30 protein-coding genes are annotated in these 22,845 nt (G+C 73.5%); 12 read left to right on the top strand and 18 right to left on the bottom strand.

Annotation, left to right across the window (positions count from 1 at the left end; all coding sequences use genetic code 11):
* Window positions 1-69: 69 nt before the first annotated feature.
* Window positions 70-474 (bottom strand): DUF664 domain-containing protein, encoded by a 405-nt coding sequence (locus tag BFV98_RS32440; protein ID WP_218128558.1) that lies wholly within the window; start codon window positions 472-474, stop codon window positions 70-72.
* Window positions 475-492: 18 nt separating this feature from the next.
* Here BFV98_RS32440 and BFV98_RS06550 point away from each other — a divergent pair, with 18 nt between their 5' ends.
* Window positions 493-1,245 (top strand): GNAT family N-acetyltransferase, encoded by a 753-nt coding sequence (locus BFV98_RS06550; RefSeq protein ID WP_071095384.1) that lies wholly within the window; start codon window positions 493-495, stop codon window positions 1,243-1,245.
* A 59-nt stretch (window positions 1,246-1,304) separates the two neighbouring features.
* Here BFV98_RS06550 and BFV98_RS06545 read toward each other — a convergent pair whose 3' ends face one another.
* Window positions 1,305-2,006 (bottom strand): hypothetical protein, encoded by a 702-nt coding sequence (locus BFV98_RS06545; RefSeq protein WP_225319695.1) that lies wholly within the window; start codon window positions 2,004-2,006, stop codon window positions 1,305-1,307.
* A 165-nt stretch (window positions 2,007-2,171) separates the two neighbouring features.
* On the opposite strand from BFV98_RS06545, the gene BFV98_RS06540 reads away from it, so the two are divergent.
* Both BFV98_RS06540 and BFV98_RS06535 read left to right on the top strand, forming a co-directional pair.
* Window positions 2,172-2,915: an SDR family NAD(P)-dependent oxidoreductase gene (locus tag BFV98_RS06540; protein ID WP_013285894.1), complete on the top strand. Its 744-nt coding sequence runs from the start codon at window positions 2,172-2,174 to the stop codon at window positions 2,913-2,915.
* A 140-nt stretch (window positions 2,916-3,055) separates the two neighbouring features.
* Window positions 3,056-3,433 (top strand): MmcQ/YjbR family DNA-binding protein, encoded by a 378-nt coding sequence (locus BFV98_RS06535; RefSeq protein ID WP_176921749.1) that lies wholly within the window; start codon window positions 3,056-3,058, stop codon window positions 3,431-3,433.
* Between the two features lie 97 nt (window positions 3,434-3,530).
* Here the strand turns inward: BFV98_RS06535 and BFV98_RS06530 are convergent, their stop codons facing one another.
* The gene (locus BFV98_RS06530; protein WP_071095378.1) at window positions 3,531-3,998 is read right to left on the bottom strand and encodes an SAM-dependent methyltransferase; all 468 of its coding nucleotides are present in this window, start codon (window positions 3,996-3,998) and stop codon (window positions 3,531-3,533) included.
* A 100-nt stretch (window positions 3,999-4,098) separates the two neighbouring features.
* On the opposite strand from BFV98_RS06530, the gene BFV98_RS06525 reads away from it, so the two are divergent.
* The 4 genes from BFV98_RS06525 to BFV98_RS06505 all read left to right on the top strand — a co-directional run bounded on the left by BFV98_RS06525 (window position 4,099) and on the right by BFV98_RS06505 (window position 7,110).
* Entirely contained in the window at window positions 4,099-4,956 is an 858-nt protein-coding gene (locus tag BFV98_RS06525) for a PhzF family phenazine biosynthesis protein (protein ID WP_071098777.1), read from the top strand.
* A 270-nt stretch (window positions 4,957-5,226) separates the two neighbouring features.
* The gene (locus BFV98_RS06515; RefSeq protein ID WP_013477097.1) at window positions 5,227-5,595 is read left to right on the top strand and encodes a YciI family protein; all 369 of its coding nucleotides are present in this window, start codon (window positions 5,227-5,229) and stop codon (window positions 5,593-5,595) included.
* 351 nt (window positions 5,596-5,946) lie between these two features.
* Complete coding sequence (locus BFV98_RS06510) at window positions 5,947-6,693, top strand: dienelactone hydrolase family protein (protein ID WP_071095376.1); 747 nt, start codon at window positions 5,947-5,949, stop codon at window positions 6,691-6,693.
* 9 nt (window positions 6,694-6,702) lie between these two features.
* Entirely contained in the window at window positions 6,703-7,110 is a 408-nt protein-coding gene (locus BFV98_RS06505; RefSeq protein ID WP_047891277.1) for a VOC family protein, read from the top strand.
* 90 nt (window positions 7,111-7,200) lie between these two features.
* Here the strand turns inward: BFV98_RS06505 and BFV98_RS06500 are convergent, their stop codons facing one another.
* Together BFV98_RS06500 and BFV98_RS06495 are read right to left on the bottom strand one after the other, a co-directional pair.
* Window positions 7,201-7,590 (bottom strand): VOC family protein, encoded by a 390-nt coding sequence (locus tag BFV98_RS06500; RefSeq protein WP_013285902.1) that lies wholly within the window; start codon window positions 7,588-7,590, stop codon window positions 7,201-7,203.
* A 26-nt stretch (window positions 7,591-7,616) separates the two neighbouring features.
* Entirely contained in the window at window positions 7,617-7,811 is a 195-nt protein-coding gene (locus BFV98_RS06495) for a helix-hairpin-helix domain-containing protein (RefSeq protein WP_071095374.1), read from the bottom strand.
* 215 nt (window positions 7,812-8,026) lie between these two features.
* Here BFV98_RS06495 and BFV98_RS06490 point away from each other — a divergent pair, with 215 nt between their 5' ends.
* The gene (locus tag BFV98_RS06490) at window positions 8,027-9,418 is read left to right on the top strand and encodes an alpha/beta hydrolase (RefSeq protein ID WP_369830074.1); all 1,392 of its coding nucleotides are present in this window, start codon (window positions 8,027-8,029) and stop codon (window positions 9,416-9,418) included.
* Window positions 9,419-9,430: 12 nt separating this feature from the next.
* Here the strand turns inward: BFV98_RS06490 and BFV98_RS06485 are convergent, their stop codons facing one another.
* The 5 genes from BFV98_RS06485 to BFV98_RS06465 all read right to left on the bottom strand — a co-directional run bounded on the left by BFV98_RS06485 (window position 9,431) and on the right by BFV98_RS06465 (window position 13,060).
* Window positions 9,431-10,498 (bottom strand): hypothetical protein, encoded by a 1,068-nt coding sequence (locus BFV98_RS06485; RefSeq protein WP_071095371.1) that lies wholly within the window; start codon window positions 10,496-10,498, stop codon window positions 9,431-9,433.
* A gap of 33 nt (window positions 10,499-10,531) precedes the next feature.
* A complete protein-coding gene (locus BFV98_RS06480; RefSeq protein ID WP_013285906.1) occupies window positions 10,532-10,852 on the bottom strand; it encodes a PadR family transcriptional regulator in 321 nt (106 codons plus the stop codon).
* A gap of 41 nt (window positions 10,853-10,893) precedes the next feature.
* Window positions 10,894-11,391, bottom strand: a complete 498-nt coding sequence (locus tag BFV98_RS06475; RefSeq protein ID WP_030269040.1) for a YcxB family protein — start codon at window positions 11,389-11,391, stop codon at window positions 10,894-10,896.
* A 95-nt stretch (window positions 11,392-11,486) separates the two neighbouring features.
* Window positions 11,487-12,230: a cyclopropane-fatty-acyl-phospholipid synthase family protein gene (locus BFV98_RS06470; protein WP_013285908.1), complete on the bottom strand. Its 744-nt coding sequence runs from the start codon at window positions 12,228-12,230 to the stop codon at window positions 11,487-11,489.
* Between the two features lie 53 nt (window positions 12,231-12,283).
* The gene (locus tag BFV98_RS06465) at window positions 12,284-13,060 is read right to left on the bottom strand and encodes a hypothetical protein (protein ID WP_255368026.1); all 777 of its coding nucleotides are present in this window, start codon (window positions 13,058-13,060) and stop codon (window positions 12,284-12,286) included.
* 306 nt (window positions 13,061-13,366) lie between these two features.
* Here BFV98_RS06465 and BFV98_RS06460 point away from each other — a divergent pair, with 306 nt between their 5' ends.
* On the top strand, window positions 13,367-14,242 hold the full coding sequence (locus tag BFV98_RS06460) for an alpha/beta fold hydrolase (protein WP_071095368.1): 876 nt from the start codon (window positions 13,367-13,369) through the stop codon (window positions 14,240-14,242).
* 23 nt (window positions 14,243-14,265) lie between these two features.
* On the opposite strand, the gene BFV98_RS06455 is transcribed toward BFV98_RS06460, so the two are convergent.
* The 3 genes from BFV98_RS06455 to BFV98_RS06445 all read right to left on the bottom strand — a co-directional run bounded on the left by BFV98_RS06455 (window position 14,266) and on the right by BFV98_RS06445 (window position 16,130).
* The gene (locus BFV98_RS06455; RefSeq protein ID WP_013477087.1) at window positions 14,266-14,871 is read right to left on the bottom strand and encodes a YdeI family protein; all 606 of its coding nucleotides are present in this window, start codon (window positions 14,869-14,871) and stop codon (window positions 14,266-14,268) included.
* 29 nt (window positions 14,872-14,900) lie between these two features.
* The gene (locus tag BFV98_RS06450) at window positions 14,901-15,311 is read right to left on the bottom strand and encodes a diguanylate cyclase (protein ID WP_071095366.1); all 411 of its coding nucleotides are present in this window, start codon (window positions 15,309-15,311) and stop codon (window positions 14,901-14,903) included.
* 162 nt (window positions 15,312-15,473) lie between these two features.
* On the bottom strand, window positions 15,474-16,130 hold the full coding sequence (locus BFV98_RS06445; protein ID WP_030269046.1) for an HAD family hydrolase: 657 nt from the start codon (window positions 16,128-16,130) through the stop codon (window positions 15,474-15,476).
* A 62-nt stretch (window positions 16,131-16,192) separates the two neighbouring features.
* On the opposite strand from BFV98_RS06445, the gene BFV98_RS06440 reads away from it, so the two are divergent.
* The gene (locus BFV98_RS06440; protein ID WP_255368025.1) at window positions 16,193-16,774 is read left to right on the top strand and encodes a carboxymuconolactone decarboxylase family protein; all 582 of its coding nucleotides are present in this window, start codon (window positions 16,193-16,195) and stop codon (window positions 16,772-16,774) included.
* Window positions 16,775-17,007: 233 nt separating this feature from the next.
* Window positions 17,008-17,652, top strand: coding sequence for an alpha/beta fold hydrolase (locus tag BFV98_RS06435; protein WP_071095364.1), 645 nt, complete (start codon window positions 17,008-17,010; stop codon window positions 17,650-17,652).
* 17 nt (window positions 17,653-17,669) lie between these two features.
* Here BFV98_RS06435 and BFV98_RS06430 read toward each other — a convergent pair whose 3' ends face one another.
* Entirely contained in the window at window positions 17,670-18,908 is a 1,239-nt protein-coding gene (locus BFV98_RS06430; RefSeq protein ID WP_071095362.1) for an MFS transporter, read from the bottom strand.
* A 112-nt stretch (window positions 18,909-19,020) separates the two neighbouring features.
* On the opposite strand from BFV98_RS06430, the gene BFV98_RS06425 reads away from it, so the two are divergent.
* Window positions 19,021-19,947 (top strand): LysR family transcriptional regulator, encoded by a 927-nt coding sequence (locus BFV98_RS06425; RefSeq protein WP_176921681.1) that lies wholly within the window; start codon window positions 19,021-19,023, stop codon window positions 19,945-19,947.
* On the opposite strand, the gene BFV98_RS06420 is transcribed toward BFV98_RS06425, so the two are convergent.
* Genes BFV98_RS06420 through BFV98_RS06405 form a run of 4 tightly spaced genes read right to left on the bottom strand, consistent with a single transcriptional unit; the run spans window position 19,948 to window position 22,796 of the window.
* Window positions 19,948-20,715 (bottom strand): trans-aconitate 2-methyltransferase, encoded by a 768-nt coding sequence (locus BFV98_RS06420; RefSeq protein WP_071095360.1) that lies wholly within the window; start codon window positions 20,713-20,715, stop codon window positions 19,948-19,950.
* A gap of 32 nt (window positions 20,716-20,747) precedes the next feature.
* On the bottom strand, window positions 20,748-21,518 hold the full coding sequence (locus BFV98_RS06415; RefSeq protein ID WP_071095358.1) for a maleylpyruvate isomerase N-terminal domain-containing protein: 771 nt from the start codon (window positions 21,516-21,518) through the stop codon (window positions 20,748-20,750).
* Complete coding sequence (locus BFV98_RS06410) at window positions 21,515-21,670, bottom strand: hypothetical protein (protein ID WP_255368024.1); 156 nt, start codon at window positions 21,668-21,670, stop codon at window positions 21,515-21,517. The genes BFV98_RS06415 and BFV98_RS06410 overlap by 4 nt, the downstream gene beginning before the upstream one ends.
* A gap of 34 nt (window positions 21,671-21,704) precedes the next feature.
* Complete coding sequence (locus BFV98_RS06405; RefSeq protein ID WP_071098772.1) at window positions 21,705-22,796, bottom strand: winged helix DNA-binding domain-containing protein; 1,092 nt, start codon at window positions 22,794-22,796, stop codon at window positions 21,705-21,707.
* Between the last annotated feature and the right edge of the window lie 49 nt (window positions 22,797-22,845).

The following is a 22,845-nucleotide window of genomic DNA, read 5'->3' as shown; positions in this document are numbered from 1 at the left end:
CGTTTCGGCGAGCCCGTCGGGCCGTCTGCGCGGACGCCCGTGCTGCATACCGCACTCGTCGGGCTCGGTTCAGCGTGGTCCCAGCCCGGTGCGCCCGTCGATCAGCTCGCGTACGGCGTCCAGGTGACCGGCGTGCCGAGCGGTCTCCTCGATGACGTGCAGAATGATCCGTCGCAGGTCGGTGGTCTGCGACGCCGGCGTCTCGTCCGGAAGACCTCGCCGCGATCTCGGACCACAAGCGAGATGATTCTCGACGCCCGGCCGTACGCGATTGACACGTCCAGGTCGGGAAGGCAAGGTTGCAGTCGGCCACGCGCACCGCGTGGGCACTCTGCATGAGGGAATGACGCCTGTGATCCGGGTAGGCCGAGCGGCCGCCTGAGTGTCGACCACGCGACCGACGACCGTCGCGTGCCTGCGACACGGCGGGGCGGCCCGACGTTTCCTCCGCCCGTCGCAGCTTCTCTCATGCATCGAGGTTTCCCGTTGAGCATGGATGCCCGCATCCAGCAGTCCGTCGTCGTCAACCTGTCCCGCCGGCCCGCGCCCGTCGAGGTGGGGCCTTTCGTGATCGGGCTGGACCCGACGACGACCAGCCCGTACGTCAACTACGCGACGCCGCGTCCCGGCGCCGCCGTGACCGCGGCCGACGTCACCGCCCTGGTCGCGGCGTTCCGCGCCGCGGACTGCAGACCCCGTCTGGAGTACGTCACCAGTTGTGCCCCCGATCTGGAGGCGCTGCTGACCGCCGCCGGCTTCACCGTGGAAGCCCGGCACACCTACCTGGTCTGCGTGCCGGGCACGCTGGCGTCGCCACCCGTGCCGGACCAGTTGAGCCTGTGCGAACCGGGTACCGACTCCCGGCGCGCCGCGCTGATCAGGGTGCAGAACGAGGCCTTCGGCGGCGATCCGGTCGCCTCCGAGGCCGACGTGGCTCGCCTGCGGCGCCAGCAGGACGCCGGGGGCGTGGTCGTCGCGGCAGTCACCGAGGGCGGTGGCTGCGCGGGCGGCGGCGGTGCGGCCGCACCGGTCGGCGCGGTCAGCGAGGTGGCAGGCATCGCCGTTCGCGCGCCGTACCGCCGCCGGGGACTGGCGTCTGCGATCACCGCCGAGGTGACCCGGCGGCTGTTCAGCGCCGGTACGGAGGTCGCCTGGCTGGAGGCCGGCGGTGCGGAGTCGTGGCGGGTCTACGAGCGCGTGGGCTACCGGCCCGCCGGTCAGCGGCTCTACATCGCCATGAACTGAGGACGGAGGAGCCCGGGCCGGGTGACTCACCCCCCCTCGCGCCCCGGCGTGAGGGGGGATCAGGCGGTCAGCTGGTTCGCGTCGAGCCAACGTCGCCAGCTCACCCGGGTGACATTCCGCTCCGGGTGCTCGGCCACGTGGAGGACGAACTGCGCCCGCAGCCGAACCAGTGGATCGTCGGCGTACGTCAGCGTCTCCACCTCGTGGAAGAACAGCGGGTCGGAGAAATGACGGACCAGGCCCGCGTACATCCAGTCCTTGCACCGGTACGGGCGCCTCAGCGCCGCGAGGGTCAACGCGGCGAGCTGTGGCTCGACGCCCTCCGGGACGCCGGCGCGACGGAATCGGTGCAGGAGCACCTCCTTCGTCCCCCAGCGGGACCACATCGACGACTCCCGCGCTCCCCACTCGTCGGGATGGTCCGTCTCCCACTGCAGGTACAGGACGGCGTACGGCGCCCACCGGGCGCGTCTGTCGAGGTCGTCGTCAGGGGAGTCCCGGAAGGCGCCGAGAGGAGCATCGATCGTCTGCCCTTGATGCCGGCGAAGGCGGGCGTGCGCCTCGTCCATCGCCGCCTGGAGCCGAGCCTGACTGGACCTCGACCGGTAGTGCGCCGACCACAGGCCGTTCCACTCGTCCAGCGCGTCGCTCGCCGCGGCGAGGGCTGCCTGGTGACGGGCCAGCGCCTGGTGCCGCGTGCCCGGGTCGCTCGCGACCAGGTCGAAAAGCCAGGAGTAGTCACCGCTCGGCTCCACCAGCATCATGGCAGCTTGCCATCCGCGCCCTTCCGGGAAGCAGCGGGAGACAGAGGTCCGGGAAGAGAAGGTGGATTTCAGCCAGGCCGCTCGTGACGTCCGTGCGGCGTCGCGAACGCGGCGTCCGATCCCCGCCGGACAGCCGGCCCGTCGTCGACCAGGCTTTCCCGCATGAACAACGCACTCGACGGCAAGGTAGCTCTCGTCACCGGCGGTGGCCGTGGCATCGGCGCGGCGGTGGCCCTGCGCCTGGCCGAGGACGGCGCCGACGTGGCGCTGACGTTCCAGCAGAATCAGCGACGCGCCGACGACGTGGTGGACCGGATCAGGGCCGCGGGTCGGCGGGCGATCGCCGTGCGGGCCGACAGCGCCGACCCGGCGGCGGTGATCGCGGCGGTGGACCGGGCGGTCGGTGAGCTGGGCAGGCTGGACATCCTGGTCAACAACGCGGGCGCGTTCCTGCTTGGGCCGCTGGAGCAGTTGAGTCTCGACGAGTTCGAACAGACCGTCGCGGTCAACGTCCGGGCGCCGTTCGTCGCGACGCAGGCCGCGGTGCGCCACATGTCGGCCGGTGGACGGATCGTCAACATCGGCAGCAACACGGCCGAGCGGACGGTCTTCCCGGGCTTCTCGCTGTACGCGATGAGCAAGACCGCCCTGATCGGCCTGACCAAGGCGCTCGGGCGCGAACTCGGCGGCAGGGCGATCACCGTGAACCTGGTGAACCCCGGTGCCACGGACACCGAGCTGAATCCGGCCGACGGTCCGAACGCCGACACGATCAACGGGTTCACCGCGCTCGGCCACTACGCGCAGCCGGCCGACGTGGCCGCCGCGGTGGCGTTCCTCGCCGGCCCGGACGGGCGCTACGTCACGGGGGCGACTGTGAACGTCGACGGCGGATTCACCATCTGACCTTCGGGAACGGCCGGGGTCGTGACCGGGCGCTGGTGGCCTGCACGGCGGCCGGGCGGGAGCAGGCGCTGCTCCCACCGCGGGGCGGAGCGGCGGCTAGGCTGTGCCGGTGTGGAAGGCGGTGTCCCCTGGTGACCGTCATGGTTGACGCGGACGACGTCCGCCGGGTGGCGCTGTCGTTGCCCCACGTGGTCGAGATCGACAGCGACGGCTTCGACTTCCGGGTCGCGGGCAAGGGGTTCGTCTGGTCCTATCCCGAGCGCACGCCCGGCAGACCGCGGCGTATTCGCACCGACATCGCCGTGCTGTACGTGGGCGACGAGGCGGAGAAGCAGGCGTTGCTCCTCGGCGAGCCCGACCTCTTCTTCACCACGCCCGCGTACGACGGGTCACCGCTGGTCATGCTGCGGCTGGCGCACGTCGGCGTCGAGCGTCTGACGGAGCTGGTCACCGACGCGTGGCGGATGCGTGCCCCCGACTCGTTCGCCGGTGACCCCTACGAGGCCGCCGGCGGGTGACGCCGGCGATCGGGCTTCGTCGAACCAGACCTTCTCGACGAGGGTCGCGTGCTTCACCAGACCCGGCAGCGTGGTCCGGGAGGCAGGCAGAGACCTGCTACGGCTGGAAGTACTCGGACATCATGCTGCTGACCCATTCCGGCTGCCGGACGTTCGGGGGGACGAACTCCTCGAGCACCGGCTTCAGGTCGATGACGGGCGTGCCTGACACGGCGTCGAGGCCCACCACCGTCAGTTCGCGACCGTCGACGGACTCGATCCGGCAGCACGTCACGCCGATCCGGTTCGGCCGGCGAGGGCCACGGCCGGCGAACACGCCCATCGGCGGCAGGTCGGCCCGGCCCCGGTAGGGGCGGGGCTCGCGGTGGTCGCCGTCGTCCGGGAACCGGTCGAAGACGAACAGGACCTCCACGTGGGAGAACTCCTCCAAGCCCTGGAGACATGCCTCGCCGAAGCGCTCGTCGACGACGATCGTGCTGCGGACGGCACCCCAGTTGTCGCTGTGCTGGATGTCCGTCCGGTCGTTGCGGACCGTGCCGATCGCAGTGATCTCGAAGCCGCTCATGACCGGAGACTAGTTCCGCATCGATCGCTCCGGGGCCCCGTGTCGCCGTGAGCCGGTCACGGGGCACACGAGCCGGACGGCCGGCGCTAGGCTCATGATCATGGACGTTCTCCGATACGCGGCGTTCACCGTCGACCCCGCCGGTGGCAACCCGGCCGGTGTCGTCCTGGACGCCACCGGTGCGGGCGACGCCGAGATGCAGCATGTGGCGGCGCAGGTCGGCTATTCCGAGACGGCGTTCCTCGTGCCCGCGGGCGGGGACGGCCGGTTCACTGTGCGCTACTTCAGCCCGAAGGCGGAGGTGCCGTTCTGCGGCCACGCGACGATCGCGTCGGCGGTCGCGTACGCCGAGCGGCACGGCCCCGGCGTGCTGCACCTGGACACCCGCGCCGGACTGGTCGAGGTCGCCACGAGCGTGCAGGCCGACGGCACCACCACCGCCACGCTGACCAGCGTCGCGCCGCGCACCGAGCCCATGAGCGCTGAGGACCTCGCGGTGCTGCTCGCCGCACTGCGCTGGTCGCCGGACGATCTCGACGCGACGCTTCCGCCGCGTGTCGCGTACGCCGGGGCCTGGCATCCGATCGTGGCCGCCGCGACCCGGCAGCGCCTGGCGGACCTGGACTACGACATGGCGGCGTTGAGCGCGCTGATGGCCGACCGTGACTGGACGACGATCGACCTGGTGCACCGGGAGTCCCCGCTGGTGTTCCACGCGCGCAACCCGTTCCCGCCCGGCGGTGTGGTCGAGGACGCCGCGACCGGGGCGGCGGCCGCCGCGTTCGGCGGCTACCTGCGCGAGCTTGGCCTGGTGCAGCCGCCCGCGACCGTGACCGTGCGGCAGGGCGAGGACATGGGGCGTCCGAGCCTGCTCACCGTCGCCATCCCCGCCGGACCCGGTGCCGGGATCGCGGTGACCGGCACCGCCGTGCCCATCCCTGAGGAGGACGTGCGATGAGGCCGGACCACTACGGCGGTTTCGTCACTTCGACGGGCAGCGGGCCACGCTCACCTACTGGCACCGGCCGTTGCACGCGATGACGAAGGCGTTCACCGGCGCGGGTTTCCGCCTCTCGGTGATCAGCGAACCGCCCTCCTCACCCGACACCCCGCGCCGGTCGCAGAGCGACTGGACCCACTGGGTCCATGACGTCGGATACCGGGCGGCTCGTTCGTAGTACGGGTGAGAGGCGGCCTGACCGGGCCGCCCGGACAAGGGAGTCATGGCATGCCGCGGTACCTGATCTCGTTCAACGACGGCGCGATGGACCACATCCCCGTCGAGGAGATCCCCGAGGTGGGCAAGGACGCGCACGCGGTCATCCAGGAGGCCGTGAACGCGGGCGTGTTCGTGTACGGCACCGGGCTCGAACGCCAGCAGGCGAGCATCGTCGGTACGGACGGGTCGGTCACCGACGGGCCGTTCCCGGAGACCAAGGAGGTCATCGGCGGTTTCGTGGTCCTCGACGTGGCCTCACGCGACGAGGCGCTGAAGTGGGCTGCCAAGATCGCCGTCTCGTGCCGCTGCGCCCAGGAGGTCCGGGAGATCATGCCCGACCCCGAGACGGAGGCGATGCTCCGCGCGGCGGGCCGGTGACAGGTCCGAAGTCGACGCGATGACGGGGTGGGCGTGGCACCGGACGGCAGCCAGGCCCTCCATGATCGTTAGCCAGGTCGCGGCAGTCGTCGAACCGCACCGGGAACGACGCCCGGCCCGCTTGCGTGAACTCGAGAACGAGTTGCTTCCCCTCGGTGCGCGTCGGATGGCCGGGTGCGGCGAAAACCGGTTGGCGGTCCCGGCGAGCGCTGCTAGCTTGCCGATGGCCGTGCCGGAGAACGAGGGAGGTGGTACCCGTGACCGCAGTATCGACATGGGTGCTCCCCTCGGGGGTCACGGCCGGGCGACAGGTCGTCCGGGAGCGCCGTCGCACTCCCGAAAGGCACGACCATGCGATTCGTCTCCGACCAGCGCCTCGCCGACGGCGTCCGCGAACGTGAGTTCACCCTCGGCGAGATCCCGGGCATCCTGTGGACGCCCGCATCCGCGCCCACGTCGGCCCCGCTGATCCTGCTCGGCCACCCGGGCGGACTGCGCCGGATGTACCCCCGGCTGGTGGCCCGGGCCCGCGACTGCACGGCGCAGGGTTTCGCGGCGGCCACCCTCGAACTGCCCGGCGGCGGGGACCGGCCCGCGTCCGCCGCAGCCGAGCAGGCCCGCGCCGACCTGCGGCGGGCACTGGCGGCAGGCGAGCCGGTCACCGACGACATCGTCGACCGGCTCGTCCTGCCGCTGGTGGAGAAGGCGGTCCCGGAGTGGCGGGCCGTGCTGGACGCCCTCCTCGCACTGCCGGAGATCGGCGGTCCGGTCGGCTACTCCGGCGGGGTGATCTCGATCGGCGTACGGCTGGCGGTGGTCGAACCGCGCATCGTGGCCGCGGTCCTGTTCGCCGGGAGCTTCGTGCCGCGAGCGATGTTCGCCGAGGCGCGGCGGGTCACCGTCCCGCTGCACGTCCTGTTGCAGTGGGACGACGAGGGCAACGACCGGCAGATGGCGCTGGACCTGTTCGACGCCTTCGGCTCGGCGGAGAAGACGCTGCACGCCAACATGGGCGGGCACACGGGCGTACCGCGGTTCGAGGGGGAGTCCGCGAACCGGTTCTTCGGCCGGCACCTGCGGACGCCGCCGAGCTCATAGGGTGGACGCATGACGCCCGTGACCGGACTGGACCACGTCGTCATCGCCGTGTCCGACTGGCGGGCCGCCACCGACTTCTATCGCGACGTCGTCGGCGCCGAGGTGATCGGCGTCGGCGGCGACCGCGTCGCCTTCCGGATCGGCCCCCACCAGTTGAGCGTGCACGGGCCGGGTCTCGACCTCGGCGGCAACGTCGCCCGAGTCCCGGTCCGCCCGGGCAACAGCGACATCTGCTTCGTCTGGGCGGGGCCGATCGAGGAGGCGGTGGCGCACCTGCGGCGGCACGACGTCGAGGTGGAGACGGGACCGGTCCGGCGGGTCGGCGCCGGTGGCGCCGGGACCAGCGTCTACTTCCGCGACCCGGACGGAAGCCTGCTGGAGTTCATCTCCTACCAGGAGTCCTCGCAACAGCCGTAGGTCCTTGCCCTGCCAGCTCGCGGTCCAGCTGTGCCAGGGGCCGCCGGGGTGCCTGAAGCGCGCGGAGCCTCGACGCCCGATCTCGGTGCGTCACGCGGACCCGCCCACCGGCGACGCCCAGGTGGGGCGCCGGATCAGGCAGAACGGGTGGCCCGCCGGGTCGGCGTACACGTGGTCGCCCGGCAACCGCCGCGCGCCCAGGGCGAGCACCGCCTCGCCCGCCGCGTCCTGGTCGTCGACCATCACGTCGAGGTGCATCTGCTGCGGCACGGCCGGATCCGGCCACGTCGACGGCGTCAGCCCGGGGGCGCGCTGGAACGCCAGCCCGGACGCCGCCGTACTCGCCGACACCACGGTGAAGTCGTCGTCCGCGTACGTGATCGGGTCGCCGAGGACCGCGCTCCAGAACCGCGCCTCGGCCATCGGATCCGGGCAGTCGACGATCAGATGGTGGAGCCGCCCGAGCGGCACAGGGATCACCCCGTTCCTGGCCGTGCTGCCGGGCGTCAGCTCAGCCGCAGGTCGTGCTCGTCGAGGGCGGCCTCGATGACGCCCAGCGCCTTCGGTCCCATGCCGTGCAAGCGGGCCAGCTCCGCGCGCGGCACTCCGGCGAGCTGGCGCAACGTGGTGTAGCCGGCGGCGGTCAGCGCCCGCGTGGCCGGTGCGCCGATCTTCGGCAGGCGGTCCAAGGACGAGGTCATCGCCCGATGCTAGACCGCCTGCACCCGGCCCGATGCCCCCCGGCGAGCGCCCGGCCGGCAGATGCGGATTCACCTCCGTCGATGCGGCACTCGGGGCGGCCTCGGGGAAAGGCCCGACGGGTATATCGGGGCGTTTCCGTATGGGACTCGGGTGGAGTGCCGCTGAAGAATCGATGAGCATCCAGACACCGGGAGGTGCCGTGTTCCGACGTACCATGGCCGTCGCTCTGGCCGCGCTCACCGTCCTGGCGGGACTGCCCGGCGCGGCGCGCGCCGGTCTTCCGTCGCAGCGGCTCGTCTGGACCGAGTGCGCCGACGACCTGCCGGACGTCCCGCCGGATCCGCGCGTGCGGTGCGCCCGGCTCCGGCTGCCGGTGGACTGGGCCCGGCCGAACGGCCCGGCGTTCGACCTCGCCGTGGCACGCCGGTCCGCGCGCCTGCCGGAGCAGCGGGTGGGCACGCTGGTGTTCGGGCCGGGCGGCCCCGGCGACTCGGGGGTGGAACGCATCCGCAGGGGCGACCGGTTCAGCGGCGAGTTGCTGGACCGGTTCGACCTGGTCAGCTTCGACCCGCGTACCGTGGCCCGCACCGCCGCGCCCGTCTGCACGCCGGATCCGGCGTTGCGCAGGCCGCCCGTCCCGCTGGCCGGCCAGGCCGACTTCGACGCCGCCGTGGCCTACAACCGGGCGCTGTGGAGCCGGTGCCGCCCGACCAGCCCGGTGTTCGACCACGCCGACACGCTCAGCACCGTCCGTGACCTCGACGCGCTACGGCGTGCGCTGGGGGAGCGGCGGCTGTCCTTCCACGGCAGCTCGTACGGCACCCTGCTGGGCCAGCAGTACGCCGAGCGGTACCCCGGCCACGTGCGGGCCGTCGTGCTGGAGGGCGTGTTCGACCACAGCCTCGACGTGCGGTCCTTCGTGCGGACGCAGGCCGCCGCGTTGCAGGACGCGTTCGACGAGTTCGTGTCCTGGTGCGACAGGTCGGCGGACTGTGTGCTCCACGAACGGGACGTGCGATCGGTGTGGGCGCGGGTGCTGGCCCGCGCGGACCGTGGGGAATATGCCCCCCGTACCGCCTTCGACGTCACCGCCGTGGCGCTCGGCATGCTCGCCGGCCCGCGCTGGCCGCAACTCGCCGCGATCGTGCGGGACATGGACGCCGGTACGCCGCCAGCGGAGGTGAATCTCTCGATCTCGGTCGCGGCGTTCTGCGCGGACTGGCCCGCCGAGGTACGCGACTACGCCGAGTACGCCGGCCTGGTCCGGGAAGCCAGGGCCGCCGCCCCGGACGTCCGGTACGGCGCCGGTCTGCTGGCCGTGCAGACCTGCCTGGGCCGGCCGTCCCCGGTCCGTAATCCGCCGCACGAGCTGAACGTGCACACCCGCACGCCGCTGTTGCTGCTCAACGCCCGGCACGATCCCCGTACCGGCTACGCCTGGGCGGTGAACGTCGCTCGGCAACTCGGCCGGCACGGACGCCTGGTCACCTACGAGGGCTGGGGCCACGGCACCTACCAGCGCAACGACTGCACGACCGCCGTGGTGGACCGGTACCTCGTCGACCTGACGGTGCCCGCCCCGGGCACGCGCTGCCCGGCGAGCTGACCCGGCACGCCGCTAGACCGCCGGCCCCGGGTCCGGTGCCCCGGCGAGCGTACGGCCCGCCGGGCGCCGGTGCGGCAGCGCCGCCAGGCCCAGCGCGAGGAGCAGCAGGACCGCACCGAGCAGGAACGGCAGCGACAGGGTGGGCTGGCCGAGCCACTCCCACGGCACGTGCCAGCGGGGATGCGGCTCGCTCAGGTGGTGCGTGAGCATCAGCGGCGCGCTCAGCAGGATCGGTGCGGCCCAGAACACCATCGCGGCGCCGTACAGGACCTTCGCCGGGCCCTGCACCAGCGGGTGCCGTCCCTCGGTGCGGCGGCTGGCCCAGCCGAACAGCACCCAGCCGCCCAGCGTGCCCAGCGCGAAGGCGAGCAGACCGGCGGGGTAGGCGGCGGCGGGGGTGGCGCGGCTGAGGGCGAGGCTCATCGAGCCCTCGGCGTTGATCTGCACCGCGAGGATGTGGTCGCCGCGATCGGCGTACACGGTGATGTCGGAGGGGATGGACGCCGGGTCGCACTGCGGACTGCCGGGAATGCAGCCGTACGCGTCGGTGTGGACGGGCGCGCTCCGCTCCCACCCGGCGGCGTCCAGGCGCTGCCGCAGGTCGGTGAGGCCTCCGGCCGGTGCCTGGTCGAACGACGCGGTCAGCTCGGCCAGCGCGTACTCGCCGCCGTCGCCGAGGAGCAGCTCGGACAGGAGGTCCTCGCCGAGCGGGTGGCCGTAGATGAGGAACACGGCGGGCGGGTCGTCCTGGTCGAGGTGGCTGACCTGCCGGTCCGGGTAGAGCTGCCCGACCACGGCGGCGAGGTCCCGGTGGTCGAGCGGGCGGGAGCCGAGCCACGCGAGCCAGGTGCCGAACGACGCGGCGAACAAACCGCAGACCACCGCGAAGACCGCAGCCCAGGCCACCACGGTACGGCTCGCCGGCCGTCCCAGCCGGGCACGCAGACCATGACGTACGAGATTCGCCGCGACCCGGCCACGCCGGTGGGCCGAACCGACGTCCCGTACCGTCTCCAGGATCTCGGCCCCGCGCGCGCGGCGATAGTCACGGGGGTAGGCCAGCAGCAGCCAGCGGTGCATGGGTTTCTCCCTACGGTGCCGCGACGGCGGGGGTCAGGCGGGGCGAGGGCGCAGAGCGCGCAGCCGGGTCTCGGCGGCGGACGCGAGCTGCCGCAGCCGCTCGGTCTGGCGTGCCAGTTCGGCCCGGCCGTCGGCGCGCAGCCGGTAGTAGCGGCGCAGCCGGCCGTCGACCACCTCTTCGTGGCTGAGTTCAACGAGGCCCTGCGCCACCAGCCGGTCCAGGGCGGCGTAGAGCGTGCCCGGCAGCAGGTTGACGCGACCGCCGGACAGGCCGGCGACCTCCTGGATGATCCCGTAGCCGTGGCGCGGCTCGTCGGCCAGCGCGGTCAGGATCAGGAAGGTCGCCTCGCGCATCTCACTCACCGAGGCAACATATACAGCCGATCAATACATAGTCAACGGTCGCCGAGGAGTTGCCGCTCGGCCATGAAGGCGCGCAACGTCCCGGCGTCCTCGGCGGACATCAGCCAGCGGGGGATCACCGTGGCCGGCATCCGCCCGACGTACACGATCCAGAAGTCAGGGGTCTCGGTGACGCGCGTGACGCCGTCCCAGGCGATGCCGCCGGACTCCGAACCGCTGCGCATCATGATGTTGCGGTCGTCGATGTCGTAGCCGCCCTCGACCGCGTAGCCGCCGGAGCGGCGCCGGGCCCGCCACCGCACCCACGGCGCGTACAGCATCGACAGCACGCCGGCCACGATCAACGCGGTCCACAGCGACGCGAAGCGGCCACCCCGCTCCGACGCCTGCGAGGCGACCCACCCGATCACCCCGATCGCGGCCAGGGCCGCGCCGATGTAGCCGAACCGGCGCAGCCGGGCGGCGGCCAGCGCGGCGGCCACGCGGGCCGGATAGGCGGGATCGGCCGGTACGGCGAAACGGATCTGCATCGGCACCGAGGACCACCCACCGGACTCGTGTTCTGGACGGCGGGAGCGCTGCCCCGCGACGACGTGCGGGTCCACGGTACCGGGGCTTCCGGCTCTCAGATCCGCCGCAGCACGAACGTCACGAAGCCCAGCATGTTCCGGTACCCGCGCAGCCACTGGTCACGGTGCTCGCGGGCGGCCGTCAGCGCCCCGGCGGCGTCCGGGTGACCGGGGTTGTCCAGCGCCCACTCGGTGAGCGAACCGGTCCACGACCACTCGTAGTCGTCCCACTCGGCGGTGTCGCTGACGTGCGCGTACACCGGGGCCCAGCCCGCCTGCCCGGCGGCGTCGACCAGACCGGCGAGGTCGGCGTGGTCGTCCGGTTTCGCGCCCAGCGCCGCCAGCGCGTCCGGCGTCGGCGGCACCTGCCAGAATCCCTCACCCACCATCAGGATGCCGTCGGGGTTCACGTGCCGGCCGGCCAGCTCCAGCGCTCCACCGAAGCCGCCGAACGCGTGCGTCGACCCGACGCAGAGCACCAGGTCGTAGTCGCCGTCCGGCACGTACGACCGGGCGTCGCGCTCGTGCAGCGTGAGCCGGTCGGCGAGGCCGCGCTCGGCGGCGGCCTCGGCGGCGCGTTCGAGCGCGTACGGGCTGAGGTCCACGCCGTCGGCGTGCCCGTCCGGGTAGTGCGCGAGGGCCTGCAACGCCCAGGCGCCCTCGCCGCAGCCGAGATCGAGGATCCGGGCCGCCGGCCGCCGGCCCGCCCGGCGCAGCAGCCGGTTGAGGTTGAGACCGGAGATCGGGGCCGCGATCGGGTGGTGCGAGTGCGCGATGCTGCTCAGGCGTTGACGGTCCATCGCCGCAGTCAACACGAGGACTGCGGACCCGCGCACGCGGGTTGCCGCGCCGGTCAGTACCGGCAGACGATCGTGGCGTCGTCGGTGGCGACGCCCTCGCGTGCCTCGGCCTCGCGCACCCGGCGGACGACCTCGGCGGGGCCGTCGGTCTCCAGCAGGCGCAGCAGCCCCGGCCAGCCGGTCAGGCCGAAGGTGTCCACGAGGCGGCTCGCGCCGTTGCTGAGCAGAGCCGTCGCGCGCACGTCGTCGGCCGGGCACTCGCCGGTGACGGCCTCGCCGGCCACCCGCGGGTCGTCCTTGGCGACCCAGAACCCGCCCGGACTGTTCCGCCGGGCCCGCAGCTCCATCAGCAGCCGCCGGTACTCGTCGCCGCCCTCGGGCACGTCCTTCAGCCGCTCCTCGAAGGACCGCGCGATCACCACCTCACGCGGATCATGGGCGGCGACGGGCTCACCAGAGGCCCGGCGGATCAGCGCGACCGCGTCGCCGAGGACCAGGTGCTCGACGGTCCCACCGGAGAACCGGAGCATCGCCACCGCCGCGAACGGGCTGATCGGATGGGCGACGTCGCACGTGTCGCGGTGCGCGTCGGTGACGTGCTCGATGCCCTCGGCCAGCACGTCGCGCAGGCTCCGATCCTGGGACAGCGCACCGAGCAGCGCGCCGCCGAGCCGGGTCGCGTACCAGGCGATGCCGTGGTGGCAGACCTCGTCCGCGCCGGCGATGCCGCCCGCGCCGTCGACCAGGACCATGCCGCACGGTACGGCGCCGGCGAAGTCCTCATTGGCCCGGCCCGGATGCCCCGCGTCGGTCGCCATCGCTACCCGCATCGGCTCATCATGCCGGGACCGGCCGGAACGCGATGCCCCTCGCGCCTTGATCTGCCGTGTGGTTGAGGTCCTGGCGTCGTGGGCACCCGACCACTGCCGGAGGTAGACCACCATGACGACGCCGCACCTGTCCGACGCCGAACTCGCGGGCCAGCCGGCCTCCTACTGGACGGGCGTCGCGGGCGACCTCCCACCGTCGGCTCGTTCGAGCGTACGCCCGGCTCACCCCCTGTTCAGCCGCCGGTCATGGTCCCGGGCCGCGGCGAATCGGCAGTACGGGCGCGGCCGGGCGGCCAGGATGAGGTGATGCACGCCAGTCAGAAGATCCGCCACCGGCACGCCGACGTCGACGGTCTGGAGGTGTTCTTCCGCGAGGCCGGCCGCCCCGGCGACCCGGCGGTGCTGCTGCTGCACGGTTTTCCCAGCTCGTCGCACACGTTCCGCGAGGTCATGCCCACACTCGCCGAGGTCGCGTACGTGCTCGCGCCCGACCTGCCCGGCTTCGGCATGTCGTCGTCGCCCACAGTCGCCGAGTACGACTACACGTTCGAGAACCTGTCGTGGACGGTCGAGCGCCTCCTCGGCCGGCTCGGCGTGGACCGCTTCTTCGTCTACCTGCACGACTTCGGCGCGCCGGTCGGATACCACCTGGCCACCCGAGCACCGGGACGGATCCGTGGCCTGATCGTGCAGAGCGGCAACGCGCACGCCGACGGGCTCGGCGCGCAGTGGGACACCGCGCGGGCGTACTGGGCCGACCCGGGCGAGGCCACGCGCGCCGCGCTGCCGGACTGGCTGACCTTCGACGGCACCCGGGACCAGTACCTCGCCGGGCTGCCCGAGCAGGTACGCCCGTTGCAGGCGCCCGAGGCGTGGCACCTGGACTGGCAACGGATGACCCGGCCCGGCAACGTCGAGGCGCAGTTCGCGCTGTTCACCGACTACGCCGCCCACGTCGCCCGGTTCGGCGAGATCGCCGGGTACCACAGCGCCCACCAGCCACCGGCGCTCGTGCTGTGGGGCCGGCACGACGCGTACTTCGACGTGGACGAGGTGCTCGCGTACCACCGCGCGCTCGACCGGATGGACGCGCACATCTACGACGGCGGCCACCTGCTGCTGGAGACGCACGCGGCCGAGTGCGCCGCGCTCATGCGCGCGTTCGTCCTCGACAACTCGTGAGACGTGGCGGGGCGCCCGCGACGTCACGGCGTGGTCGAGGGCTTCGCCTTCTGCGGGTGGATCGTCTCGTGGCGGGCCAGCATGGCGACGAACTCGCGGATCTTCCGCTCCCGGGTCTCCGCGCGCTTGACCGCGTTGAGCCGGTGGATGAGCGTGAACCTGTTGGCACTGGTGAGAACGTCGAACATGGCCTGGGCAGCGGGCTCGGCCGCGACGGCGGCGAGCAGGTCGGCGGGCACCTCGGCCTCCGACGGCGGTGCGTAGGCCGCCGCCCACCGGCCGTCCGCCTTCGCGGCCTCCACCGCGGCCCGGCCCGCCGGCGTCATCCGACCCTCCGACTCCAGCCGGGCCACGTGCGCGACGTTGCGTTGCGACCAGGAGCTGCGCGCCCGGCGCGGGGTGTACCGGATCCAGGAGCTCTCGTGGTCGCGCTTGCGGCCCTGCCCGTCGATCCAGCCGAAGCACAGCGCCTCGTCGACCGCCTGCTGCCAGGTCAGCGTGGTGATCGTGCCGCCCTTACGGCCCAGCGCGAGCCAGACACCGGGCGACGTGTCGTGGTTGGCGGACAGCCACGCGCGCAGCGCGTCCGCGTCGGGCACGATCAGCTCGTCCAGCTCGTCGCTCGCCATGGCCGGAAGGCTATGCCAGGGGTACGACGCTAAGGCCGGGCGCGCGGCTCAGCCGCCCGCCGGCCGCCGTCGGGCGACGGGTCGGCCGCCCGCCGAATCCGCCGTCCGGCCACCAGCATCGCCACGCCTGCGCCGGCGAGCCCCGCGCCGATCAGCCCGCCCGCGATCCCCGCCGCCGGATCGCGCTCACGGAACGCGTACGTCACGGCCGAGGTCAGGATCGGCGCACCGAGGGCGATCGCCATCCACCCGCCGAGGATGTCCGCCTTGTCGGCGAAGGCGTTCGTGGTGACGAGGACGAGCAGAACCATGGCAGCGGCGACGCTGACGAGGAGCAGCGCCGCGAGGATCAGCGCCGGGTCGCGGGGGAGCAGCCCGGCGGCCGCGGCGAGCACGTAGACGATCGCCGCCGCGATGAGGTTCGCGAGGACGTTCGTCATCACGTTCGCGGCGAACCGTCGTAGGCCGCCGCGCCCGGTGTCGTCGTCGCTGATGGCGTCCCCCGATCGCCGTCGATGCCTTCGACGACGAGGCTAGGGCGACCGGGCGGCCCGGCACAACGCCCGGCTCCGGCCGGTGCGGTCACGACGTCCGCGACCGGCCTAGCCGCCCGCCGCGTTGTGCCGCGCGACCAGAGCCGGCAGCTCGTCCAGCGAGTCGATGCGGAACAGGCACCGTTCGGCGACGTCCGGCATGTCGAGGATGTGGCCCCACGGTCCGCGCCGGATCAGGCACGCGGTCATGCCGGCGGCCATCGCCGGGGCGGCGTCGTTGTCCGGCCGGTCGCCGACGTACAGGATCGCCGACGCGTCGCCGCCGCCCTCGCGGACGACCCGGTCGAAGAACTCCGGCGCCGGTTTCGCCACGCCCCAGGCCGCCGACGTGCCGATCACGTCCACCGCCAGGTCCAGCGCCCGCAGCGTCGCCTCGGCGTGCTCCGGCTGGTTGCCGGCCAGGCCGACGCGCAATCCCTGCTCCCGCAGGGCGGCCAGGCACGCCCGCGCGTCCGGGTAGAGGTCGTCGGCGCCGAACGACTCCGGGTCGCCGGCCGCGACCCGGCGCGCGAGTTCGGCGGTGAGGTCGAAGTCCGGCCGGAACGCCCGGAACACCTCCTGGTAGTCCAGCCCGCGGGCGATCACCGCGCCGAAGACCGCGGAGAACGTGTGCCGGGGCACGCCGAGCCAGTCCGCCCAGGTCGCGAACTCGCGCGTCTCGTCGAGGATCGTCCCGCCCACGTCGAAGAAGACCGCCCGGATCATTCGCGGATCGTACTGTCGTTGATCAGCCTGTGGGGGGCGCCCGGGTGGCGCAGACTGCCCGCATGAATGCCGCCTTCCTTCCCGAACCGCCGCAGAGCCCGGCGGCGAAAGCCGCCTACGAGGACGACCTCGCCTCCGACGGCTACGTCAACAACCTCACCCGCGTCTGGTGCTGGCGACCCGACGTGCTGATGTCGTTCCAGAACACCCGCACCGAGCTGCTGTCCGAGTCCACGCTGTCCTCGCGTGAGGTGGCGGTGCTGGTCGCCGCCACGGCCGCCGCGCGGGGCGACTCGTACTGCTCGCTGGCCTGGGGCGCGCGGCTGGCCGGGATGAGCGACGAGGAGACAGCCGCCGCGGTGCTGCGCGGCGACGAGGCGGACCTGTCGGAGCGGGAGACGGCACTCGCGGACTGGTCCCGCCGGGTCGTGACGGACCCGAACGCCACCACCGAGACTGACACGCGACGCCTGTGCGAGGCCGGCCTGAGCGACCGGGAGATCTTCGAGGCGACCACGCTGATCGCGTTCCGGCTGGCCTTCTCCACAGTGAACGACGCGCTCGGCGCGCGGCCGGACGCGCAACTGGCGGAGAAGGCGCCACGGCTCGTCCGGGAGACGGTCACCTTCGGCCGCCCGGTCTGAGCGAGCGGCCCTCGGCCCCGGGCCGCGCCTCGACCGGGCGGTCTCGGGGCACCGGCCCGCCCCGGCTCGCCGCCCGCTGCCTCTACCTCGACCGGATCGAGAACACGATCGGGCGGCGTCAGGTCGTCACCCGCATCGAGGCGTTCCGCGACGAGCTGCCCGCCGCCCGGGTGCCCCGGGCGTGTCCGCACTGACGGCCACTGCATGTCGTACCGGTGTGGGAGGGTCCGGGCATGACGACGTTCGTGCTCATCCACGGTGGCGGGGGCAGCGCGTGGGACTGGCATCTGCTGGTTCCCGAGCTGGCCGCCCGGGGCCACGGCGCGGTGGTGCCGGAGCTGCCGATCGGGGACCGGTCGGCGCGGTTCGCCGACTTCCGCCGGACGGTGGTCGACGCCGTCGGCGGCCGCGACGACCTCGTGGTGGTCGGGCACTCGTACGGCGCGTTCACCGCACCGCTTGTCGCCGACCGGTTGCCGGTGCGGCTGCTGGTCCTGCTCACCCCGATGATCCCGCGGCCCGGTGAGAGGCCGGGGGAGTGGTGGGGCAACACCGGCTACCGCGAGCCGGAAGGGCTCAGCGAGGAGCAGCAGTTCTACAACGGCGTGCCGGCCGAGATCGTCGCCCGGGCGCCGGCGCACGGCCGGGAGCAGGTCAGCGCGGAGTGGGACGAGCCGTGGCCGCTGGCCACCTGGCCGGCCGTGCCGACGACGGTGCTCATCGGCCGCGACGACCAGTTCTTCCCCGCCGACTTTCAACGCCGGGTGGCCGCCGACCGGCTCGGCGTGGTTCCGGACGAGATCGACGGCGGCCATGCGGTGGCGCTCAGTCACCCGGGTCTGCTCGCCGACCGGCTGACCGCCTACCTGGCGTCCTGACCGTCCGGCCGCCGGTCCTACGAGACCGCAACGGCCGGGCGTGCGGGCTCCGGGTCGCGCGTGTGCCGGCGCGTCGGCAGCAGCAGCGGCGTGCCGAGCAGCAGCACCCCGGACACGGTGATCGCGGCGAGCGGGCCGACGACCGTGGCGAGGACGCCCCACACGGTCATCAGCGCGGCCTGGGTGAGCCGGCCGGTGACGCTCCACGCGGTCAGAACCTGCGCGGTGTGCGCCTGCGGGGTCCGGCGCAGGCGCTCGGTCGCGTAGATCGGGTTGAACACGCCCATGCACGTGATGAGCACCCACTCGACGGCGATCACCGTCAGCAGTCCGCTGGTCCCCGGATGGGTGAACGCGAGACCGAGCGGGACGGTCGACCGCAGCCAGCCGGACACCGTCATCACCCGGTGCCGCCCGTACCGCCGCACCAGGCGCGGGCTCAGCCGTGCGCCGAGCACGCCGCCGAGCGCGGACACGCCGAAGACCAGCCCGTACTGCCACGCCGCCACCCGGTACCCACCCAGCAGGAGCACGGCGAGCAGCGGCGCGGTCGCCATGATCAGGCCGCCGACCAGCACCGAGTTCAGGAACAACCGCCACAGCACCGGGTCGCGGCGCACGAACCGCCAGCCTGCGCCCAGGTCGGCGACGCGGGAGGCGCCCGCCGGGTCACGGGGCGCCACCGTGTCGCCGCTGCGGATCCGCCGTACCGCCAGCGCCGACAGCAGGTGGCTCACGGCGTCGGCGGTGATGGTGACGACCGGGCCGAGCAGCCCGACGAGCGCGCCCCCGAGCGGCGGCCCGGCCGCCGTCGCGGCCCAGCTCGCCGCCTCGAACCGTCCGTTCGCCGCCAGCAGCCGATCGCCCCGGACCAGGCTCTTCAGGTACGCCCCGGACGCGGCGGTGAACGTGATGCCGGCCGTCCCGCAGACCACCGCGACGACGAGCAACTGGCCGTACGACAGCACCCCGAGCGCGTACGCGGCCGGCACGCTCGCCAGCGCCGCGAACCGGACCAGATCCGTCGCGATCATCACCGGCAGTTTCCGCCGGTAGGCCACCCACGGCCCGAGCGGGACCGCCAGCATCGCCGCCACTGCCAGCCCGGCCGCCTCCAGGAGCGACACCGCGAACGCCGACGAGTCCAGCACCCGCACCGCGATCAGCGGGAAGGCGCCGAACGCCAGCCATGTGCCGTACGTGCTCACCGCGTACGCCGACCACAGCCACCCGAAATCCGAACCCAGCTTCCGCACGCCGCCCCCGTCACCGATGCCCCGCGCATCAGACCGGCCGCGCGGACGCCGGAGCAAACAACCGCCGCCCGGCGCGCCACAACCATCGGCTGGGCCCGCCTACTGTGGGCCGGTGGACAGCGAGGCGGTGCGGTCGTTCGTGCGGGCGGCCGAACTCGGCCAGTTCCGGCACGCCGCCGACGAGCTGGGCGTCACCCAGCAGGCCGTGTCGAAGCGGATCGCCGCGCTGGAGCGGGAGCTGGGGGTGCGCCTGTTCACCCGTACACCCCGGGGGGTCGAGCTGACACACGACGGCCGGGCGTTCCTCCCGCACGCCCGGGGCGTCGTCGCGGGCGCGGACCGCGCGGTCGCCGCGGTCCGGCCCGGCGCGCGGGCGCCGCGCATCGACGTGCTCGGCCTGCGCAGCGCGCAAGCCGTCCTGCTGCACGACTACTGGCGCGCCCACCCGGGCGTCGACCTCGACGTGGTGACGCTGCGGGTCGACGACCCCCGGCAGGTCGCCGCCGCGGTCCGGGCTGGCGAGATCGACGCCGCGTTCCGCACCGTCACCGACCCGGCCGCGCTGCCGCCCGAGGTACGGATGGTCCGCGCCTTCGACTCGCCGCTGCAACTGCTCGCCGGACCCCGGCACCCGCTCGCGTCCGCGCCCACGCTCGCACCGTCCGAGCTGCGCGGACACCGGCTGCGGGTGCCGGGCATCGTGCCCGGCAGCGAGTGGGGCGAGTTCTACGAACAGCTCGCCGACGCCTTCGACCTGTGGGTGGACGCGACCGGGCCGAACTTCGGCACCGAGGTGCTCCTCGACGAGCTCGCGGAATCCGCGGACGTGGCGACGCTCGTCGGCGCCCGGGACCGCTACCTCTGGCCCGCCGGCCACGACCTGCGCCGCATCCCGATCACGGGTCCGGTGCTCGCGTACCCGATCAACCTCATGCTGCCCCGGACCGGCCCGCATCCGGGGCTGCGGCCGGTGATCCGTCACTTCGCGGGCCTGCCGCCGCTACCCGGACCGGTCTGGCGGCCCGCCTGGCCCGGGTGATCAGGGCTGCGACGTCCGCCGCGCCAGGTGGACCGTGACATCCGAGGTGACCTCGACCGTGCCGGGCAGCACATCCCGGACGCGGCGGAACACCTGATCACGTACCGGCGGCGGCAGTTCGAGATAGGCCGAGACGGTCGACAGGAGACCGACGTAGTCGTCGGCGCTCATCGTGATCCGCCGCGCGATCTCCGACTGGCGCACGTCGGTGAACCACTCGGACGCGCGCAGCTCGGTGCCGGGCCACTGCATGCCGGCCTCCGGTGGCGTCCCGTCCGGCGACGGGATCTCGTCGTCGGCGAGGAACTCGGACCGGGCCGCGGCCACCGCGTCGCGCAGCGCCGGGTCGGCCAGCCGCAACGGCCCGCCGAACGACGCGAACACCCCACCGGACGCGAGCAGCCCGGCGATCCGCTCCCACCGCCGGTCCGGGTCGGTCCAGTGCAGCGCCGCCGCCGCGTACACCAGGTCGTGGCGCTCGCCGGCGCGCAACTGCTCGAACGCGGCCTGCCGGACCCGCACCTCGGCCGGGACGTGTCGCCGCAGTTCGGCGAGCATCGCGGCGTCCGGGTCGGTGGCGGTGACCGCGACGCCGCGCCGGGCGAACAGCCGGGTCGCCTTGCCGGTGCCGGCGCCGATCTCCAGAGCGGTCCGGACGGGCCGGCCCGCGTACGCCAGCACCAGGTCGGCCAGTTCCTCCGGATAGCCGGGCCGGAACCGCTCGTATGCCTGCGCTGCCGCTCCGAAGCTCAACGCACGATCCGGCATACCGGGCATCCTCCCACGATCAGGCCGCCGTCCTACGCGTCCGGATCCCACGCCGCGATCCGGTCGAGTACGCGCCGGTCGCCCTCGACGGCGAGCGCGTCCAGCGGTATCCGGCCGTAGAAGGCCAGGACCAGGTCACCGGCGGTGGAACGGGCGGCGGTGTCGGCCGGCTCCGCCCCGGCTCCGGCGGGCAGACGGGTGACCCGTGCGCCCTCGGGAGAGAGCCGCGTGCGCCACGATCCGCCCTCGGTGACGTGGTAGTCGAGGACGGCTGGCTCGTACGGCCACGGCACAGTGGTCGCGCAGCAGGTGAACAGGAAGTCCTCCACGCCGTCGAGGGCCACCTCGACCGGCAACGGCTGCGGCGCGCCCACCGTGAGTTGGGCGTCGTAGGTGTGCACAGCGATCTCCTGGAGCTGGTGCCGGGCGACGGCGCCGCAGGTCTGCGGCGACTGCGACGTGTCCCACCACGTCCAGCAGCCACGATCGGGTCCGGCGTCGCGCAGCGCGACCAGCAACTGCTCGGTCGACTCGGCCAGCCAGTCCCGCAGCACCGTACGCTCCCGGGGCGCGCCCGGACCGCCGGGCGCGGCCCGCCCGGACGCCCCGGGACCGGCGGCGACCGTGGCCGCCCACGAGCGGCGTCCCTCGCCGATGTGCCGGGCCAGGTCGAACAGCGTCCACTCGGGACAGGTCGGCACCGGTGCGTCGAGGTCCGGCGCGGCGGCGACCGCATCCCGGAACGCGGCCGACCGGTCGTCGATCAGCCGCAGCCGATCGGTAAGCGTCAGGGGCTCGGTCACTCAGGCTGTCTACCAGTGCGCGCGGCGGCCCGACAGCGAGTTTCGGCGAGCACATGCGCGGCGGCGGCGTCGGCCACCTGCGCGGGCGGGGCGGAGGCGTCGGCCACCTGCTCGGGCGGGGCGGAGGCGTCGATCAGGCGGGCGTCGGTCACCGACGCGAACGTGACGAGCGCCCGGGCGGCGTGGTCAGCCGGCGAAGTCGACGCCGGCCAGCGGCACATCCCGGTACGCGGCGAGCCGCTCGGCCTCCACGACGACCGCGTCGCGTGCGCTGCCCGGGAGCTTGCGCCACGGCTGAACCGCTACCGTGAAGGAGCGGCCGGACTTTCGCGGGCGCCAGGTGCCAGCCAGCTCACCGTCGACGAGGACGGCGCCGGGGCGGCCCAGCACCGGCCACAGTTCCTTGGCGCGGGCCGCGTCCGGCACCAGCGTCGCCCGGTCCTTCGCCTGGAGGAACAGGTCGAACGGGCCGAGCAGGCGGGTCGTCGTGGCGTCCGCCGACGCCAGCGCCGCCTCGTCGGCCGCGAGCAGCCAGCGCGTCTCGCCGTCGACGCTCACCTCGACCGCGTCGTGCGGCCAGCGGGCCTTGACCTCCTTGACCGGGGCGTCGAGGTAGTCGGCCACGTGCTTCGGGGTGGCCGGGCCGAGCAGCCGCAGGTAGGCGCGGATGAGCTCGAACCGGTCGCCGGGCGCGGCGGCGGGACGGAACCCGGGGATGCGTTCCAGGATCGGCGGTGACGTGTCGAGCCGCAGCTCCAACCCGGCCCGCACGGCGGCCAGCCGGAACGGCATCTCGTAGAGGTGGGTCGCGTCGCACGGCCGGCAGAACCGCAGGTAGGGCTCGGGCATCACGTCGGCGAGCCGCCCGGAGACCTCGCCCTTGACCGTCGGCTCACGGACGATCTTCCGCATCCGCGCGGCCACCTCGTCGAGCGCGGCGACGATGCCGACGCCGGCCGCCCTCAACGGCTTCGCCGCGTCGTAGATGCGCTTGCCCGCGTCGGCGTCGGAGAACGGCTCGACTGCGGCGGCCACCGCGCCCACGTCGGTACGGCGGTAGAGGTGCGGGGCGCCGCGTACGGTCCAGAGCAGGACCAGGTCGTCGCCGGTCAGCGGGGCCACGTCGACGCCGCGCGTGGCGAGTGCCCACCGGCCGCCGTCGGGACCGGTGTCCTGCACGCCGATGTCGAGCACGGCGGTGTCGGCGAGCGAGCCCTGCACTCGGTCGAGTTGTTGAGCCCGGACGCGGAAGTTCAGCACCTGACGCCTGTCGACCATCGACACAGCGTAGGCGGCGGCACCGACACGGCCGGCGCAGAGCGGCGCG

It is taken from the genome of Micromonospora sp. WMMB235 (genome assembly GCF_001855515.1).
Classification (GTDB): Bacteria; Actinomycetota; Actinomycetes; order Mycobacteriales; family Micromonosporaceae; genus Micromonospora; species Micromonospora aurantiaca.
The sequence above is the reverse complement of the archived record's forward strand: the minus strand, read 5'-3'. Positions and strand labels throughout refer to the sequence as shown.

Coding starts and splice junctions, on each gene's coding strand:
- BFV98_RS32440 (WP_218128558.1), bottom strand. CDS start 474: ATGCATGAGAGAAGCTGCGACGGGCGGAGGAAACGTCGGGCCGCCCCG.
- BFV98_RS06550 (WP_071095384.1), top strand. CDS start 493: ATGGATGCCCGCATCCAGCAGTCCGTCGTCGTCAACCTGTCCCGCCGG.
- BFV98_RS06545 (WP_225319695.1), bottom strand. CDS start 2,006: ATGCTGGTGGAGCCGAGCGGTGACTACTCCTGGCTTTTCGACCTGGTC.
- BFV98_RS06540 (WP_013285894.1), top strand. CDS start 2,172: ATGAACAACGCACTCGACGGCAAGGTAGCTCTCGTCACCGGCGGTGGC.
- BFV98_RS06535 (WP_176921749.1), top strand. CDS start 3,056: ATGGTTGACGCGGACGACGTCCGCCGGGTGGCGCTGTCGTTGCCCCAC.
- BFV98_RS06530 (WP_071095378.1), bottom strand. CDS start 3,998: ATGAGCGGCTTCGAGATCACTGCGATCGGCACGGTCCGCAACGACCGG.
- BFV98_RS06525 (WP_071098777.1), top strand. CDS start 4,099: ATGGACGTTCTCCGATACGCGGCGTTCACCGTCGACCCCGCCGGTGGC.
- BFV98_RS06515 (WP_013477097.1), top strand. CDS start 5,227: ATGCCGCGGTACCTGATCTCGTTCAACGACGGCGCGATGGACCACATC.
- BFV98_RS06510 (WP_071095376.1), top strand. CDS start 5,947: ATGCGATTCGTCTCCGACCAGCGCCTCGCCGACGGCGTCCGCGAACGT.
- BFV98_RS06505 (WP_047891277.1), top strand. CDS start 6,703: ATGACGCCCGTGACCGGACTGGACCACGTCGTCATCGCCGTGTCCGAC.
- BFV98_RS06495 (WP_071095374.1), bottom strand. CDS start 7,811: ATGACCTCGTCCTTGGACCGCCTGCCGAAGATCGGCGCACCGGCCACG.
- BFV98_RS06490 (WP_369830074.1), top strand. CDS start 8,027: ATGGCCGTCGCTCTGGCCGCGCTCACCGTCCTGGCGGGACTGCCCGGC.
- BFV98_RS06485 (WP_071095371.1), bottom strand. CDS start 10,498: ATGCACCGCTGGCTGCTGCTGGCCTACCCCCGTGACTATCGCCGCGCG.
- BFV98_RS06480 (WP_013285906.1), bottom strand. CDS start 10,852: ATGCGCGAGGCGACCTTCCTGATCCTGACCGCGCTGGCCGACGAGCCG.
- BFV98_RS06475 (WP_030269040.1), bottom strand. CDS start 11,391: ATGCAGATCCGTTTCGCCGTACCGGCCGATCCCGCCTATCCGGCCCGC.
- BFV98_RS06470 (WP_013285908.1), bottom strand. CDS start 12,230: ATGGACCGTCAACGCCTGAGCAGCATCGCGCACTCGCACCACCCGATC.
- BFV98_RS06465 (WP_255368026.1), bottom strand. CDS start 13,060: ATGCGGGTAGCGATGGCGACCGACGCGGGGCATCCGGGCCGGGCCAAT.
- BFV98_RS06460 (WP_071095368.1), top strand. CDS start 13,367: ATGCACGCCAGTCAGAAGATCCGCCACCGGCACGCCGACGTCGACGGT.
- BFV98_RS06455 (WP_013477087.1), bottom strand. CDS start 14,871: ATGGCGAGCGACGAGCTGGACGAGCTGATCGTGCCCGACGCGGACGCG.
- BFV98_RS06450 (WP_071095366.1), bottom strand. CDS start 15,311: ATGACGAACGTCCTCGCGAACCTCATCGCGGCGGCGATCGTCTACGTG.
- BFV98_RS06445 (WP_030269046.1), bottom strand. CDS start 16,130: ATGATCCGGGCGGTCTTCTTCGACGTGGGCGGGACGATCCTCGACGAG.
- BFV98_RS06440 (WP_255368025.1), top strand. CDS start 16,193: ATGAATGCCGCCTTCCTTCCCGAACCGCCGCAGAGCCCGGCGGCGAAA.
- BFV98_RS06435 (WP_071095364.1), top strand. CDS start 17,008: ATGACGACGTTCGTGCTCATCCACGGTGGCGGGGGCAGCGCGTGGGAC.
- BFV98_RS06420 (WP_071095360.1), bottom strand. CDS start 20,715: ATGCCGGATCGTGCGTTGAGCTTCGGAGCGGCAGCGCAGGCATACGAG.
- BFV98_RS06405 (WP_071098772.1), bottom strand. CDS start 22,796: ATGGTCGACAGGCGTCAGGTGCTGAACTTCCGCGTCCGGGCTCAACAA.